The sequence below is a fragment of the Tropicimonas marinistellae genome, assembly GCF_001509585.1.
Taxonomy (GTDB): domain Bacteria; phylum Pseudomonadota; class Alphaproteobacteria; order Rhodobacterales; family Rhodobacteraceae; genus Tropicimonas; species Tropicimonas marinistellae.
The window spans coordinates 218,638-234,501 of the sequence record NZ_LNCI01000006.1 but is presented as its reverse complement, the minus strand read 5'-3'; the positions used below and the strand labels follow the sequence as shown (position 1 = coordinate 234,501).

At 63.8% G+C, this 15,864-nt stretch carries 12 protein-coding genes; 5 read left to right on the top strand and 7 right to left on the bottom strand.

The window, feature by feature from the left end; genetic code table 11:
• Positions 1-8: 8 nt before the first annotated feature.
• Entirely contained in the window at positions 9-1,046 is a 1,038-nt protein-coding gene (locus ARC39_RS14400) for a rod shape-determining protein (RefSeq protein ID WP_068115514.1), read from the bottom strand.
• A gap of 232 nt (positions 1,047-1,278) precedes the next feature.
• On the opposite strand from ARC39_RS14400, the gene ARC39_RS14395 reads away from it, so the two are divergent.
• Complete coding sequence (locus ARC39_RS14395) at positions 1,279-2,775, top strand: mechanosensitive ion channel family protein (RefSeq protein WP_068115513.1); 1,497 nt, start codon at positions 1,279-1,281, stop codon at positions 2,773-2,775.
• Between the two features lie 167 nt (positions 2,776-2,942).
• On the opposite strand, the gene ARC39_RS14390 is transcribed toward ARC39_RS14395, so the two are convergent.
• The 4 genes from ARC39_RS14390 to ARC39_RS14375 form a co-directional block, all read right to left on the bottom strand.
• A complete protein-coding gene (locus tag ARC39_RS14390; RefSeq protein WP_068115512.1) occupies positions 2,943-3,581 on the bottom strand; it encodes a glutathione S-transferase family protein in 639 nt (212 codons plus the stop codon).
• Between the two features lie 1,623 nt (positions 3,582-5,204).
• Positions 5,205-6,770 carry a 2-isopropylmalate synthase gene (locus tag ARC39_RS14385; RefSeq protein WP_068115511.1) on the bottom strand — a complete coding sequence of 522 codons (1,566 nt, stop codon included), beginning with the start codon at positions 6,768-6,770 and terminating at the stop codon, positions 5,205-5,207.
• 215 nt (positions 6,771-6,985) lie between these two features.
• Positions 6,986-7,780, bottom strand: a complete 795-nt coding sequence (locus ARC39_RS14380; protein WP_078059272.1) for a glutathione S-transferase family protein — start codon at positions 7,778-7,780, stop codon at positions 6,986-6,988.
• A gap of 130 nt (positions 7,781-7,910) precedes the next feature.
• Positions 7,911-9,485 (bottom strand): MORN repeat-containing protein, encoded by a 1,575-nt coding sequence (locus tag ARC39_RS14375; protein WP_078059271.1) that lies wholly within the window; start codon positions 9,483-9,485, stop codon positions 7,911-7,913.
• A gap of 169 nt (positions 9,486-9,654) precedes the next feature.
• On the opposite strand from ARC39_RS14375, the gene ARC39_RS14370 reads away from it, so the two are divergent.
• The 4 genes from ARC39_RS14370 to ARC39_RS14355 all read left to right on the top strand — a co-directional run bounded on the left by ARC39_RS14370 (position 9,655) and on the right by ARC39_RS14355 (position 14,307).
• On the top strand, positions 9,655-11,331 hold the full coding sequence (locus tag ARC39_RS14370) for an NAD+ synthase (RefSeq protein ID WP_068115510.1): 1,677 nt from the start codon (positions 9,655-9,657) through the stop codon (positions 11,329-11,331).
• 118 nt (positions 11,332-11,449) lie between these two features.
• Complete coding sequence (gene mgtE, locus ARC39_RS14365) at positions 11,450-12,856, top strand: magnesium transporter (protein ID WP_068115509.1); 1,407 nt, start codon at positions 11,450-11,452, stop codon at positions 12,854-12,856.
• 37 nt (positions 12,857-12,893) lie between these two features.
• Positions 12,894-13,793, top strand: coding sequence for an HD domain-containing protein (locus ARC39_RS25340; protein ID WP_078059270.1), 900 nt, complete (start codon positions 12,894-12,896; stop codon positions 13,791-13,793).
• Positions 13,794-14,028: 235 nt separating this feature from the next.
• Positions 14,029-14,307, top strand: coding sequence for a hypothetical protein (locus ARC39_RS14355; RefSeq protein ID WP_068115508.1), 279 nt, complete (start codon positions 14,029-14,031; stop codon positions 14,305-14,307).
• 45 nt (positions 14,308-14,352) lie between these two features.
• Here the strand turns inward: ARC39_RS14355 and arsC are convergent, their stop codons facing one another.
• Both arsC and ARC39_RS14345 read right to left on the bottom strand, forming a co-directional pair.
• Complete coding sequence (arsC, locus tag ARC39_RS14350) at positions 14,353-14,781, bottom strand: arsenate reductase (glutaredoxin) (protein ID WP_068115507.1); 429 nt, start codon at positions 14,779-14,781, stop codon at positions 14,353-14,355.
• Between the two features lie 4 nt (positions 14,782-14,785).
• The gene (locus ARC39_RS14345; RefSeq protein WP_068115506.1) at positions 14,786-15,733 is read right to left on the bottom strand and encodes a 1-phosphofructokinase family hexose kinase; all 948 of its coding nucleotides are present in this window, start codon (positions 15,731-15,733) and stop codon (positions 14,786-14,788) included.
• Positions 15,734-15,864 lie beyond the last annotated feature (131 nt).

The following is a 15,864-nucleotide window of genomic DNA, read 5'->3' as shown; positions in this document are numbered from 1 at the left end:
GAAGGGGATCAGCTCTCGTAGTCTATCGCATGCCGGAGCTGTTTTTCATACTCCAGCGCCTTGCCCGTGCCGAGGGCGACGCAGTTCAGGCTTTCGTCGGCCACCGAGATGGCCAGCCCCGTCTGCTCCCGCAGCGCCAGGTCCAGCTCGCCCAGAAGCGCGCCGCCCCCGGTGAGCATCACGCCTCGGTCGACGATATCGGCAGCCAGGTCCGGCGGCGTGGCTTCGAGCGCGGTCATCACCGCCTCGCAGATCGCCTGCACCGGCTCGCTGAGCGCCTCGGCCACCTGCGCCTGGTTGATCTCGGTCTCCTTTGGCACGCCGTTCAGCAGGTCGCGGCCGCGGATCTGCATGCTCGCACCGCGCCCGTCGTCCGGCATCCGCGCCGTACCGATGGAGGTCTTCACCCGCTCGGCGGTCGAATCGCCCACGAGGATGTTCTGCTGCCGGCGCAGGTAGGAGACGATGGCATCGTCCATCCGGTCGCCACCGATCCGCACCGAGCGCGCGTAAACGATGTCCCCCAGCGACAGCACCGCCACCTCGGTGGTCCCGCCACCGATATCCACCACCATCGACCCCGTCGGGTCGGTGATCGGCATGCCCGCGCCGATCGCCGCGGCAATCGGTTCGGCAATCAGCCCCGCCCGGCCCGCACCCGCCGCCAGGACCGACGCGCGAATGGCGCGCTTCTCCACCGGCGTGGCGCCGTGCGGCACGCAGACGATGATCTTCGGTTTCCCGAGGATCCGGCGTTGATGCACCTTGCGGATGAAATGCTTGATCATCTCCTCCGCGGTGTCGAAATCCGCGATCACGCCCTCGCGCATGGGCCGGATCGCCTCGATGGAGCCCGGGGTGCGGCCCAGCATCATCTTCGCGTCCTCGCCCACGGCGAGCACTTCCTTGCGGCCGTTCTTGTTGTGATAGGCAACAACCGAGGGCTCGTTGAGGATCACTCCCCGACCCTTCACGTAGACAAGCGTGTTCGCCGTCCCGAGGTCGATTGCCATGTCGGTAGAGAACAACCCACCAAACAGTGCCATGTTATTCCTGCTCGTTGCCTTTGCATTGTGTGTGCCGAAGACTCCGCGCCTTCGGGCGGTCAAGTTATAGTCCTGCCCAAGTTAAGGTAAAAGGGCCAATGGCAGGTGCATCGGCATCGTTCAGCCGTTGTGACCCGCCGGTTGCTCTTAGGGTGAATGCGTCGAAAGTCCAGCGTGGACAATGCGATGGGAATGACGTGTTCTGACAGGAATGCCCAATTGGAGAGGTGACATGCCCCGACCGTCCGCGATCCTCGGTATTTTTTGCATCCTGCTCGTTCTCGTTCTGCCGTTTGACACAGCCGCTCAGGAGGCGCCGGCGTCCGATTCGCCGCAGGCCGAAACCACGGAACCGGCCCAGGCGGAGGCCCCCGCGGACGACGCGGGCGCGGCCTCCGGGGACGCGGCGGAAGAGCCGGCATATCCCGCGGGGCTTGACGACCCCGGCATCGACCTCGACGAGCTGGAGCTCCGGCTGCTGCCGCTGACCGCGGATCAATTGTCGGCGCTCGCCGCCGCCTGGCAGGCAAATGTCCAGCAACAGTCACAGGCCGTGGTCGACGCAACGATCGATTCACAATCTGGCGGTGGAGAAACCTCCGCCGACGACCTCGAGAACATCGTTCGGCTCTCCGAGGAACGCGGCCTGGGGTTCGCGCGTTTCGGCGCCGTGGTCGACAGCCTTGCAAAGAAAGGCGGGGACGAGGCGGAAGTCGCCAAGTACCGGGCCTATCGCAGCGCCATCGCCGTCGAGGAGAAGCAGCAGGCGGATTGGCGCACGCTGCTGCGCATGGGGCTCAACTGGGTCACCTCCGAGGATGGGGGCCAGAAGCTCGCGATCCGGGTGGTCGTGATCGGGATCTCGCTCTTCGCGCTGTTCCTGGTCGCCCGCGTCGTACGCGCCTACGCACGGCGCCTGTTGCAGCGCGTCCCCGACCTGTCGAAACTGTTGCAGGCGTTCCTGTCGCTGGTCGTCTACTGGGTCACGGTCGCCGTGGGGTTGATGATCGTGCTCTCCGCGCTCGGGGTGGACGTCACGCCGCTCTTCGCCGTGGTTGGCGGTGCCTCCTTCATCATCGCCTTTGCCATGCAGGACACGCTCGGCAACCTCGCCGCCGGCCTGATGATCATGTTCAACCGCCCCTTCGACGAGGGCGATTACATCACCGCGGGCGGCACCTCCGGCACCGTCAAATCGGTCTCCGTGGTTTCCACCACCGTGACGACGCCGGACAACCAGGTGATCGTGATCCCGAACTCCAAGGTCTGGGGCGACGTGATCACCAATACCACCGCGTCCGACACGCGCCGCGTCGATCTCGTGTTCGGCATCGGCTACGACGATTCCATCGAGGAGGCGCAGCAGGTGCTGGAAGAGGTCGTGAATGCGCATCCCGCGGTGCTCGACGACCCCGCGCCGGTGATCCGCGTGGGCGAACTCGCCGACAGCTCCGTCAATTTCATCGTCCGGCCCTGGGTGCAGGCGGCGGATTACTGGACGGTGTTGTGGGATCTCACCCGCTCGGTCAAGGAGGCGTTCGACGCCAAGGGTATCTCGATTCCATTCCCGCAAACCGACATGCATGTGAAGGTGGCGGGCAGCGCGCCGTCCGCGGGGCTGGCGGCGCTCGGCGTTGCCGGGGACGACGGTCGCGGCACGCCCGGCGGGGCCACCGACTTTGCCAGCGGCGACGATGGCGCCAGGCACGACGACGACCAGTCCACCTGACGCGGCGCCCGCCAGTCCCGCTGCTCTGGCACCGCGTGAACAGTACCGAAAGCGCCGGTCCCCCTCGGCTCGGAGCGTGTCGCCTGTACCGCTTCGATCCGGGGCAACGAACGGCGACCGGGCGTTTCGGAGGATACGTCCGGGGATGAATGTCCGCGCGCCGATACCTAGGGCAGCGGCACGTCATTTACGTAATGCGGCTGCCGGTAGCCGGCCTGAACGGCGGGCCGGTCGGCGATTCTCAAATACCAGTCGCGCACCGCGGGGTAATCCGCCAGGTCGGCCTGGTGCCACTCGAACCGGCTTACCCAGGGCCATGTCAGGATGTCGGCGATGGAATACTCGCCGGTTCCCGCTCCGGCGATATAGCTCCGCCCTCTCAGCCGCGCATCCAGTGTCGCGTAGACGCGGGCGACCTGTTCGCGGCATTTCTGCTCGGACTCCGCTGTCCGGCCCCGGTTGTATTTCAGCACCTGGTGCGCCTGGCCGAGAAACGGGCCAAGCTGGCCCACCTGCCAGTAGCACCATTCCAGCGCCTTCCAGCGCTCGCGGCCGGCCGGAAGAAAACGCCCGCGCGTTTCGGCGAGCCACTGCAGGATCACGCCCGATTCCATCAGCGTCATGCCGCTGTCGCGATCCCGGATCGCGGGAATCCTGCCTGACGGCGCGATCGCCAGAAACTCCGGGCTGTGCTGGTCGCCATGGGAGAGGTCCACCGGATGCACCTCGTAGGGCTCACCAAGCTCTTCGAGCATGATGGACACTTTGCGGCCGTTCGGCGTTGTCCACGTGTAGAGATCTATCATGTCCGCTCCATCCTGCGCGCGCGACCAACGCTAGACGATCGTGTTCGTGCCAGGCAAGCGTCGGCGACGGCTTGCCCGGTTCCCCGGCGGCCCCATCGCCGTCGCAGGCGTTGCCCGGCCAGCCGCGCGGGCGGCGCCGCGACCGGCACAAGACCCCGCCGGCCGCGACCCCGAACGCCCCGAGAAACAGCCCCATTTCGCGCCGCCGCCTGCCTTCTTCTGTCGTCAAATATCCTGGGGGTTTGGGGGTGAAACCCCCAACCGCCGCACCCGACCCGCCCCTGCATCCAACGGCAAACCGCCCCGCGCGCCCCGGCCCTGCGTCACCAAACCCCCGGACGGCAAACAGCGACCGGCGGTTTGCGCATAGGGCCAAATAGTCCGGGGCGGGTCCCGCAGGCTTCCTTGAAACTACCCGGTCCCCGGCCGTGACCCCGAGCCGCCCGAGAAACAGCCCCATTGCGCGCCGCCGCCTGCCTTCTTCTGTCGTCAAATATCCTGGGGGTTTGGGGGTGAAACCCCCAACCGCCGCACCCGACCCGCCCCTGCATCCAACGGCAAACCGCCCCGCGCGCCCCGGCCCTGCGTCACCAAACCCCCGGACGGCAAACAGCGACCGGCGGTTTGCGCATAGGGCCAAATAGTCCGGGGCGGGTCCCGCAGGCTTCCTTGAAACTACCCGGTCCCCGGCCGTGACCCCGAGCCGCCCGAGAAACAGCCCCATTGCGCGCCGCCGCCTGCCTTCTTCTGTCGTCAAATATCCTGGGGGTTTGGGGGTGAAACCCCCAACCGCCGCACCCGACCCGCCGCCGCATCCAACGGCAAACCGCCACGCGCGCCCCGGCCCTGCGTCACCAAACCCCCGGACGGCAAACAGCTACCGGCGGTTCACGCATAGGGCCAAGTAGTCCGGGGCGAGCCCCGCAGGCTTCCTTGAAACTACCCGGTCCCCGCCGACGCGGTCGAACCGCCTGAGAAACAGCCTCATTGCGCGCCGCCGCCTGCCTTCTTCTGTCGTCAAATATCCTGGGGGTTTGGGGGTGAAACCCCCAACCGCCGCACCCGACCCGCCGCCGCATCCAACGGCAAACCGCCACGCGCGCCCCGGCCCTGCGTCACCAAACCCCCGGACGGCAAACAGCTACCGGCGGTTCACGCATAGGGCCAAGTAGTCCGGGGCGAGCCCCGCAGGCTTCCTTGAAACTACCCGGTCCCCGCCGACGCGGTCGAACCGCCTGAGAAACAGCCTCATTGCGCGCCGCCGCCTGCCTTCTTCTGTCGTCAAATATCCTGGGGGTTTGGGGGTGAAACCCCCAACCACCGCACCCGGCCCGCCCGGCATCCAGCGCCACGCCGCCACGCACGCCGGGCAGGACCGGGGACCGGTCTTGCGACACCAACCCCTCGGATGCGAAACAGCGGCCGGCGGTTCGAGCCTCGGGCAGTATGGTCCGGTCGAAACCGTTACGGCGCGCGCCCAGCCGCCCGTTCAACGGTGCCAAACCGGCACCCCGGACGGCCTGGAATCTTAACGACTCCTAAATCCGTCCCGCTAACCCGTTGAAATCGTGGACTTGGGGAGATGTCTCATCGTGAGACATCTCCCTCCGCCGCCTGTGCGGATCAGTTCACCACGTCGCGGTAGCTGATTTCCTTCTCGTCGGTCCCGGTCTTCGCCCGGCGCACGATCAGCCGGTTGAGCGCCGCCACGTAGGCCTTGGCCGAGGCCACGACCGTGTCGGTGTCCGCCGCCTGCCCGGTGACGATCCGCCCGTCTTCCTCCAGCCGCACCGTCACGGTTGCCTGCGCGTCGGTCCCGCGCGTCACCGCATGAACCTGGTAGAGCTTCAGATGCGCGTTGTGCGGGAAGATCTGCTTCACCGCGTTGAAGGTCGCATCCACCGGCCCGTCGCCCATGGCGGAGACCATGTGATCCACCCCGTCGACGGTCATCGTCAGGTCGGCCGATTGCGGCGCCTGCGTGCCGCAGATGACCCTCAGGAACTTCACCTTCAGCTTCTCGTCCACTTCCGAGCCGGCATCCCGCATCAGGGCGATCAGGTCGTCGTCGTAGACCTCCTTCTTGCGGTCGGCGAGTTCCTTGAAGCGGACAAACACGTCCTTCAGCTGGTTGTCGCCCAGGTCGTAGCCCAGGTCATGCAGCTTGGCGCGCAGCGCGGCGCGGCCGGAATGCTTGCCCATCACCAGGTTGGTCGCGCTGAGGCCCACGTCCTCGGGACGCATGATCTCGAAGTTCTGCGGGTTCTTCAGCATCCCGTCCTGGTGAATGCCGCTCTCGTGCGCGAAGGCGTTCTTGCCCACGACCGCCTTGTTGAACTGCACCTGGAAACCGGACACGTCCGCGACCCGGCGGGAGATGTTCATGATCTTCCGCGTGTCGATACCGGTATGGTAGGGCATGATGTCATGGCGGACTTTCATAGCCATGACCACCTCTTCCAGCGCGGTATTCCCGGCACGCTCGCCCAGCCCGTTGATCGTGCATTCGATTTGCCGCGCGCCCGCCTCCACCGCTGCCAGCGCGTTGGCCGTTGCCATGCCGAGGTCGTTGTGGCAGTGCGTGGCGAAGGTGATCTCGTCGGCGCCGGGCACCCGCTCGATCAGCATCCGGATCAGGTCCGCGCTCTCCCGCGGCGCGGTGTAGCCGACGGTGTCGGGGATGTTGATGGTCGTGGCACCCGCCTTGATGGCAATCTCGACCACGCGGCACAGGTAGTCATGCTCGGTCCGCGTGGCATCCATCGGCGACCACTGCACATTGTCGCAGAGGTTGCGGGCGTGGGTGACCGTCTCGTGGATCCGGTCCGCCATCTCGTCCATCGTCAGGTTCGGGATGGCGCGGTGCAGTTCGGACGTGCCGATGAACGTGTGGATACGCGGCCGCTCGGAATGGCGCACCGCCTCCCAGCAGCGGTCGATATCCTTGAAATTGGCGCGCGCCAATCCGCAGATCACGGCACTTTTCGTGACATCGGCAATGTCGCGCACCGCCTCGAAATCGCCTTCGGAGGCAATGGGGAATCCGGCCTCGATAATGTCCACACCCATCTCGTCGAGCAGCTGGGCGATCTCCAGCTTCTCGTCATGGGTCATGGTTGCGCCAGGGCTCTGCTCGCCGTCACGCAGGGTCGTGTCGAAAATCAACACGCGGTCTTGGCTGTTCGTCATGGGTCTTTTCCTTGATGTCCTTCAATCCTCTGGCGCGGTCACCATGCCCTCTGAGCGGTCGCGCCGAATGGCACGCTCAGAGGCGGCTAAGGAGAAGGAGGAGGCCGGCAAGCGGCAGCGTCCGCGCAAAGGCGGAGGGCTGAGCGATATGCCGGTTGATCGTCATGGGCGCGACTATACGGCTCCGGCGCCGAAAGGGAAGGCCCAATTGTCGCTCAGAGCAGCCCCAGGTCGGCGTCGCTGGCCGCCGGCATGAATTTGCCACGTGGTGGTATCGGTCGCGTGCGCCATGCCGGATCGAACGCGAAGCTAGAACGCGACCGGCCAGGCAACAACGCGCCGTTGCCCGCACCGAACGCGTAGTCGTAGTAGAGTGTCACGATCTCGCGATACGTGACCTGCTGCGCGGAGGGGTGGGCGATGCAAGCGTCATGCCAGCGTCGCGCCCGTGCCGCCTCCGGTCCGGTGGGAGGTGAATAGCCTTCGTAGTGCTCCAGAAACCAGAACCGCATGAAGATCGGCGTGAAGACGACCTCCGCAAGCCCGAAATGTTCGAAAAGGTATGGATCTCCGCAGGCGTGGCGCTCCAGGAAGCGGGAAATGCCGACAAAGTGCGAGTCCATCTGTGCGCGGTAGGCGTCCCTTTGTGCCGGATCCTGGTTCATGACCATGCGATACCCGGTGTCCGTGAATGCGGCTTCCCGTGCGATCAGCATGCGTTCGATTGCGCGCTCGTAGGGGTCATCGCGGGCGATCCCGGGCGCCGGCCACAGTTCCTCGATATATCGAAGAATAACGAGGCTTTCCTTGAGTACCTTGCCATCTGGCGTCTCGAGGATGGGGAGAGTCGTCGTTCCGCCAGTTTTCTCCAGCAGCCAATCCGGTCGCGGTTTGGTCACGTCGACGACTTGGAACCTCACACGCTCCGTCATCCCCTTGAGCGCGAGGAGAATCTCCACGCGCTGCGAGAACGGACAAACTGGGATGTGGAAGATCGTCAATTCAGACATGTGATCTCCGGGCGTGCGCTCTACTCAGTGCGGACGATATTGCATAAGCACAAGCCTGCAACCGACTGATCCGATTGGTATGTCTTGCCGCAGCGCCCGCGATAATGCGCTGATCGTACCCAGGCGAGGCTCACTCGGTCACGGTTTCGGGCGTTGCGGTGTCTGCCGCTTCCTCCGGGACGCCGGCATTGGCTTCGTCCTGCGTGTCAAGGGCGTTTCCGGAGGTGTCAGGGGCGGATTCAGACGCAGTGTCCGGTTGAGTCTCTTGATCAGTTGCGGCCCGCGCGGCTGCTTCGGGGTCGGATTTCACAAGGTCGCCCTTTTCCCACTCGCCCGCACGAACCTCTCCGGTGGAATACCGCATGAGCCCTTCGCCCTGCGGCATGCCGGCAACGAACATGCCCTCGTAGGTGTCTCCGTTGACATAGGTCGCGAGACCCTCGCCCTGCATCTCGCCGTTGCGCCACTCGCCGGTGTAGACGAAACCGCTCGGCGCCGTGAGGGTGCCTGTACCTGTGCGCTGTCCGTCCCGGAACTCGCCCTCGTAGATACTGCCGTCCGTGTAGGTCGCCTTTCCCTGACCGTGGCGGGTGCCGGCGACCCAGCCGCCTTCATAGACGTAGCCATCCGGGTAGGTCATGACGCCATACCCGTCGTAGCGGGCATCCTTGAACGCACCTTCGTAGACTTGCCCATCGGCGTAGCGGGCAACCCCCTGGCCCTCGATGACACTATCGACCCAATCGCCTTCGTAGGTATTGCCGTCGGGATAGGTGATCTTGCCTTTACCGTTCGGCTGATCGTCGCGGAAAGCGCCTTCGTAGACCGACCCGTCGGGGTAGACGACCGTGCCTTCCCCCTCGATCTTGCCGTTGGACCAAGCGCCCACATAGACATAGCCATCGGTGCCGGTGAATGTGCCCTCGCCGTGGCGTCGGTCTTCGTGGAACTCGCCTTCGTAGATGTCGCCGTTCGCGTAGGTGACCTTTCCGGTTCCCTCGCGCTGGCCGTTGACGAGCAGCCCTTCGTAAACGTCGCCGTTGGATTGCGTCAGGGTGCCGAACCCGTTGATTTGGCCGTCTTTCCATGACCCTTCGTAGACGAGGCCGTCCACCATTGTCAGTTTGCCCTGACCGGAACGCAGCCCGCGGCTGAGGTTGCCCTCGTAGATCGCGCCATTGGGGTAGGTGATCTTGCCGGCGCCTTCCTTGACGCCGGCAACCCATTCGCCTTCGTAGGTGTAGCCCGTGGGCGCCGTCATCGTGCCAATCCCGTCATGCAGGGCGTTCACGAAATCCCCTTCGTAGCGCACGCCGTTCGCGTAGTTCGCCACGCCCTTTCCCGTCATTTCGTTCTCGACCCATTCGCCCTCGTAGGTGCCGCCGTCAGCGAAGGTGATCTTGCCCTGACCGTGCGGTTTGCCCTTGGCAAAGCTGCCCTCGTACACGGACCCGTCCGGGAACCGCGCGATTCCCTGTCCGAGGATTTCGCCATCGACCCAATCGCCGGAATACTCGTAGCCGTTGGGCAACCGGTAGGTGCCCGTGCCATGCTGAAGCCCGTCCTTGAATGTGCCTTCGTATACGCCGCCGTTGTCGTATTGCTTCGTTTCAACGTCGGACAGCTGGGCCGTGACGGGAAATGCGGTGAAAAGGGTGGCCGCCAGCAATGCGGTCAGGAATGTCGAATTCGCCTGTCGGGTCATGAATGCTCTTCTCGGCGGGGCCGGGGTGCGGAATTGTTCGTTCGGTGCGCAACACTAGTTTGCACCCCGTTCTTGGGCAACGCCTTTTGCTACCATCGGCTTCCATGCGCCGGTGCATCTGCTAAGAGGGCCGGGGTCCCCGGCGGGGGCCGACACGAGGAGCGCACCAATGACCCGATTCCGACTGACGCTGGCCCAGTTGAACCCGACGGTGGGCGACCTGCGCGGCAACGCTGCGAAGGCGCGGGATGCCTGGGCGCAGGCGAAAGCGGCCGGTGCCGACATGGTGGCGTTGCCGGAGATGTTTCTGCCAGGGTATCAGCCGCAGGATCTGGTGATGAAACCGGCCTTCGTCGGCGATTGCCAGCATGTCATGGAGGAACTGGCGGCAGATTGCGCCGACGGACCAGCACTCGGGATCGGTCTGCCTTGGTTCGAGGGTGCAGAGCTTTTCAACATCTATGTCATTCTCAAGGACGGGAAGGTCCTCGCGCAGGTCGTCAAGCACCATTTGCCGAACTTCAATGTCTTCGATGAGAAGCGATATTTCGCTTCCGGGGATGTGACCGGCCCCTACCGGCTGGGACCGCTCCGCATTGGCACGCCGATCTGCGAGGACGCCTGGCACGGCGACGTATGCGAGACGCTCGCAGAGACCGGGGCGGAGATGCTCCTGGTTCCCAACGGGTCGCCCTATTTTCGAGGCAAGCGCGGTATTCGCATGACCCATATGGTCAGCCGGGTGGTCGAGACCGGGCTCCCGCTGGTCTATCTCAACATGGTTGGCGGGCAGGACGACCAGGTGTTCGACGGCGGGTCGTTCGTGCTCAATCCTCACGGTGAACTGGCACTGCAATTGCCGGTGTTCGAAGAGGCGATCGCGCATGTGGATTTCGTCGAGGACGAGAATGGCTGGCATGCCGAGCCGGGAGAAATGGCGCATCTGCCCGACGATTGGGAGCAGGATTATCGCGTGATGGTGGAAAGCCTGCGCGACTATCTCCGAAAATCTGGATTTTCAAATGTCCTCCTTGGGTTGTCTGGTGGTGTTGATTCTGCGCTCGTGGCTGCGATCGCCTCGGATGCCATCGGACCCGAGAATGTTCGCTGCGTCATGCTGCCATCGGAATATACCGCGCCGGAGTCGCTGGAGGATGCCGAGGGGGTCGCGAGGGCTCTTGGCTGTCGACTGGATACCGTGCCCATCTCGGGCCCGCGCGCGGCCGTGACCGACGCACTCGCACCGCTCTTCGCGGGCACACAGCCAGATGTGACCGAAGAGAATGTCCAGTCGCGCCTGCGCGGGTTGCTGCTCATGGCGCTCAGCAACAAGTTCGGAGAGATGCTGCTGACGACTGGGAACAAGTCCGAGGTCGCGGTCGGCTACGCCACGATCTACGGCGACATGTCGGGCGGCTACAATCCGATCAAGGATCTCTACAAGATGCGCGTGTTCGAGACCTGCCGCTGGCGCAACGCAAACCATCGCGACTGGATGAAAGGGCCGGCCGGCACTGTCATTCCTCCCCGCGTGATCGAAAAACCGCCGTCTGCGGAGTTGCGCGAAGATCAGAAGGACGAGGATAGTCTGCCGCCCTACCCGGTATTGGACCGGATCCTGGAGATGCTGGTCGACGAGGAGGCGAGCATTGGTGAAATACTTGCCGAGGGTTTCGACATCGCTGACGTCCGCCGGGTGGAGCACTTGCTCTACATCAGCGAGTACAAGCGATTCCAGTCCGCGCCGGGCGCGCGGTTGACAATGCGTGCGTTCTGGCTCGACCGCCGCTATCCAATCGTAAACCGCTGGCGCGACCCTACTGGCTACAGCAATCGCGGCGCGTGACGCGCGGGTATCGTCACGCCGAGGTCATTTGACGTCGCTAGGACATGTCGACGCGAATGGCCGGGACATTCGGAATTCGCCGGAATCCGCACTGACGAACTGAAGAGGCGACGCGACTGTGACCGGCACAAATGCACTGCGCCAATGGGATAATTCTGGCACCGACGCTGCTCGGCTGGCCAACAAGGCCACCGTCAAGCAGATCGAGCGACTCATAAAGCAGGACGAGATGCGGAGAGTGCTGGCGGCGATCCGCCGCTGGCCGCCGGCGGACACACTTGCGCTCTTCGTTGGTATGCGGACGAAATACGCGCGAAAGCTCCTGCACTGGATGCCCGACGAACTCGGCATCGGCGTGTTGGCTGAACTCGACCCGCGGCTGCACGCGGTGCTTGCGCAGGAAGAGACGAAGAGCACCTTCCGAAAACTCATCGAGAACATGGACGCCGACGAGGCGTTCCCCTTGCTGGACGAATTGCCGGACGACTACGCTGCGGACCTGCTGGAGGGTCATCCCTTTGCCGATGTGCTGCGCGATGCGCTGGCGGTGCACGAAGATCATGCCGCCGCCCACATGCGCCGTGGTCTATTGACGGCACGGCAAAGCGGTACGGTGGGAGAAGTGATCGCCAACATCCGGGCGAATGCAGACGAGATCGAACGTTTGGAGAGGGTGTACGTCGTAGATGACCGCCAGACACTGAAGGGCGTGGTGCGGCGTCGCGACTTGTTGATGAACCCCGATGACACGCCAATTGCCGCGATTGTGCGTACCGACCCCGTTGTCGTGAATGCCGAGACCGACCAGGAGGATGTGCTGAAGCTGGCAAAGGAAATGCGCATCCACAATATCGCCGTGGTCGATTCGTCCGGCCGGCTGCTGGGAGGGATCACGCCGCAAGAGCTGCACCAGATCGCGTCCGAAGAGGCCGAGGAAGACATGCTACTCATGGGCGGTGTCTCTCCGGAAGCGACGGAATTCGACACGCCGCTGCAAATTGTCCGTCGACGCCTGCCCTGGATACTCGCCGGTCTTGTGGGGGCGTCGGTTGCCGCCATGGTGATCGGAACCTACGAAGATGCGCTGATCGAAGCCGCGATCCTCGCCAGCTTCATTCCCGTCGTGATGGCAACGGCCGGCAATGTCGGTATTCAGGCGTCGACCATGTCGATCCAGGCTCTGGGCCGGGGTGCACGATGGAATGGTGACATTCTGCCGCGCTTGGGGCGCGAAATGCTCGCTTCGGCGGTCAATGGCGCCATTGTCGGGATTGTCGTGTCCTTTCTCATCCTCTTGGCGTCGCTATTTGTCGACATTCAGGACACGGCACATCTCGTCGTTACATGCCTGATATCAATGACCCTTGTCACGATGATCGCGGGGACCTTTGGTGCGCTGATCCCATTGGTGCTCAAGACACTGAATCTGGACCCCGCGGTTGCGACGGGTATCTTCATCACAACTTCCAACGACGTCTTTGGCGTTCTCATCTTCTTCACGGTCGCGTCTGTCTTCTACCTCTGAGCGCGGTATTGCCACCCACTCCCGACACAGGTTGTCCATGTCCAACGAGCTACTCTCCCTGTCGCGCGCCCTTGCCTTTGCCGCCGAGGCGCACCGTAACCAGAGGCGCAAGGGAGCAGCGCAGGAGCCATACATCAATCATCTGATCGAAGTCATGGATCTGGTCGCGAGGGCGGGAGAGCCGGCCGATGTGGAAATCATGATCGCGGCATTGCTGCACGACACGATCGAAGATGCGGACGTGAGCGAGGCAACGCTTGCCGAGTTGTTTGGGGCACGGGTCGCGCGAATGGTGGTTGAAAACACCGACGACATGTCTCTGTCCAAGCCGGAGCGTAGAGCGCGGCGTATATCGGCGCAGGCGCACAAGCCGGCGGATTCGCGGATCGTCAAGACGGCGGACGTCATATCCAACCTGCGGGCCGTTGCCGTCTCCGCACCTGCCGGATGGGACATCGAGCGCAAGCTCGGATATCTCGAGTCCTGTCGGGCGCTCATCGATGCCGGGCGCGGTGCGAGTGCGTCCCTGGAGGCGCTCTTTGACGAGACGGCGGAGGAGGCAGAACGTGCCATCCGCAACGACGCGCCGATGAACGTGGAGGGTCGGCAGGAGGCATTGCGGCACCTCGATGTGGAGATCGGTCAGAAAGTGCATCTCGTTTACCTGCCGAACACCCAGCTTCGGTGGCTGACGGGAGCTGACATTCAGAAGCTGGCGCAGGAGGCGGCGATCTTTTTTCCGTCCGCAGCGATTCACGAGGCACATGCGACCTTCGACGGTAAGCTGCGGAAGATCCTGCTCGCCCGAATCCGCACCGATGACAGTGATGCTGTGGTTGCCTTCGGCCAGCGTCTGTGTCGCGCCTTCGTGCAGGAATTCGTTGGGATCGAGGTCGGTGGTCGCTACATCCGCGTCTACAACGACGATACCGACTAGGGGTCCGGATCGCCGTCTGCCGGTGAGTTGCGTGGCTGTCATGCCGCGAGATCTCTAGCCGACTCAGGCCCTGTTATGTTACCCTACGTAAGTCCGCTGAAGGGTGTCAGCGGTCTCCGAAATAACTCGATTGCCGCGTGTTTGGTGCGGAATGAAGGGGCGTGTTTCGTGCGCCTCACACGTTTTTTGTTGCGCCTTGCCGTGGTGCCAAAAGTGCTTTTTGGGGGAGGACACAATGAATATCCGCAGAAATTCTTATGGCTTGATGGTGATCGTCATTGTCGCGGCGCAAGGTGCCTCGGCGAACGATCTCGACTATTCGATGCCATCGATCTTCTATGACGGAATGAATGCGAAACTGCTTAACGCGGGATACCGCGAAGTGCGCGTCACGGATGCGGAAACGGGGCGCTTGGCAGCATATGATCCCGATGGAAGCGAGGTCTTGCTGACAGTCGATCCGACAACTCGCCGCGTCGTCAATGAGGTGTATGTCCATCCCGGCGACGGTTGAACGCAAGCTGGCGCTCGATGACGACTGGAGACGTAGATCGTAGGATCAGGCGCCGGGAACCGGCAGGCCCTGCGCGTCGATCAGTATCTTGCCGTTGAGTTTCGCGAAGGGGGCATCCGGCCACGCGTCCAGAAGGTCGAGAACGACGCCCACCGGCCGGCAAAGCCGGGTGCCCCGGTCGGTTTCCACGATCGGGCGTTCGACGAGGTTCGGCCGCTCGAGCATGGCTTCGAAGATCTCCGCGTCGCTGACATCCGCTTCCAGCAGGCCGAGGTCTCGGGCCGGCCCCTTTCCGCGGCGCAGCGCTTCCTTGGGTGTCAGTCCCGCCGCTTTCAGCAACCGATCGAGCTGGTCACGTTCCCAGCCCGTTTCCACATACTCGACGATCTGCGGGCGGTAGCCCGCAGATTCGATGACGCGCAGCACATCGCGCGACTTGCTGCAGGCCGGATTGTGATAGATCGTGACGTTCATGGCGTCAGAGTTCGATCAACTCGCATTGTGGCAGCAAGCGCTCGACATCCTCGCCGCGACATAGCTGCGTCGCTTCGGTGGTCACGGCGGCGGATGCCGCTGCAGCGCCCCAACGGGCGGCCTCTTGAATGGAGTTTCCACGCGCCAGGCTCAGTGTGAAGCCCCCCACGTAACTATCGCCCGCTCCGACCTTGGAGACGACCTCGACTTTGGCAGCAGTGGCGAGCCACGAGCCTTCCGGGGTTGTCAGAACAGACCCTTCGGACCCGCGGGCGAAAATGATGTTCTGGGCGACGCCCTTGTCGATGAGGCTTTTTGAGAACGCGGCCGTGTCGGCCGGCGCATCGAGCTTGCGACCGGCCAGCCCCTCGGCTTCCTCGTCGTCCGCGCGAAGCAGGAACGGCGGCGACTTGTGGTCTTCGACGATTTTCCGCAGGGCAGGGCCGGAGGTGTCGACGACGAGGCGCGCGCCGGCGTCCGTGATCGCGGCCGACAGCGCCTCTTCAAACTCCAGCGGTACACCGGGCGGCTGGCTTCCCGACAGAATGATCAGACCGCCCTTCGGCGCATGCGCCCGGGTCGTCTGGATCGCCTTCTTCACATGCTCCTCCTGCCAGGGCGGCCCGGGCAGCATGAAACGGTATTGCAGCCCGGTGTCCTTGCAGTTCACCACCACGCTTGCGCGGGTTTCGCCAGGTGCGGGAATCGGCATCGTGGGGATGCCTTCTTCCATGAGGAGTTCCAGGAGGCGGTTTCCGTTGTGGCCTCCGATCGCGACGATCGCCGTGGCCTCGCCGCCCATGTGCTTGATGGCGCGCGCAACGTTGATACCCCCTCCGCCGGGGTCGACCTGCGGTTCGGTGCAGCGCAGCTTGACATCCGGGTCGACCTTGTCGGTCTCGGTGTTCATGTCGAGGGCAGGGTTCAGGGTGATCGTGAGGATTTCCGACACGGGTGCCTCTCCCTTCAGGCTTGTTTGCGCCAACACTGCGCATTCAGCGCGTTGATGCAACCGAAATTGGCGCTGGAATTCCGCGCGGGGCGCAATTCGGCTATTCTCTAAGCACATTGGATTGTGCGAGG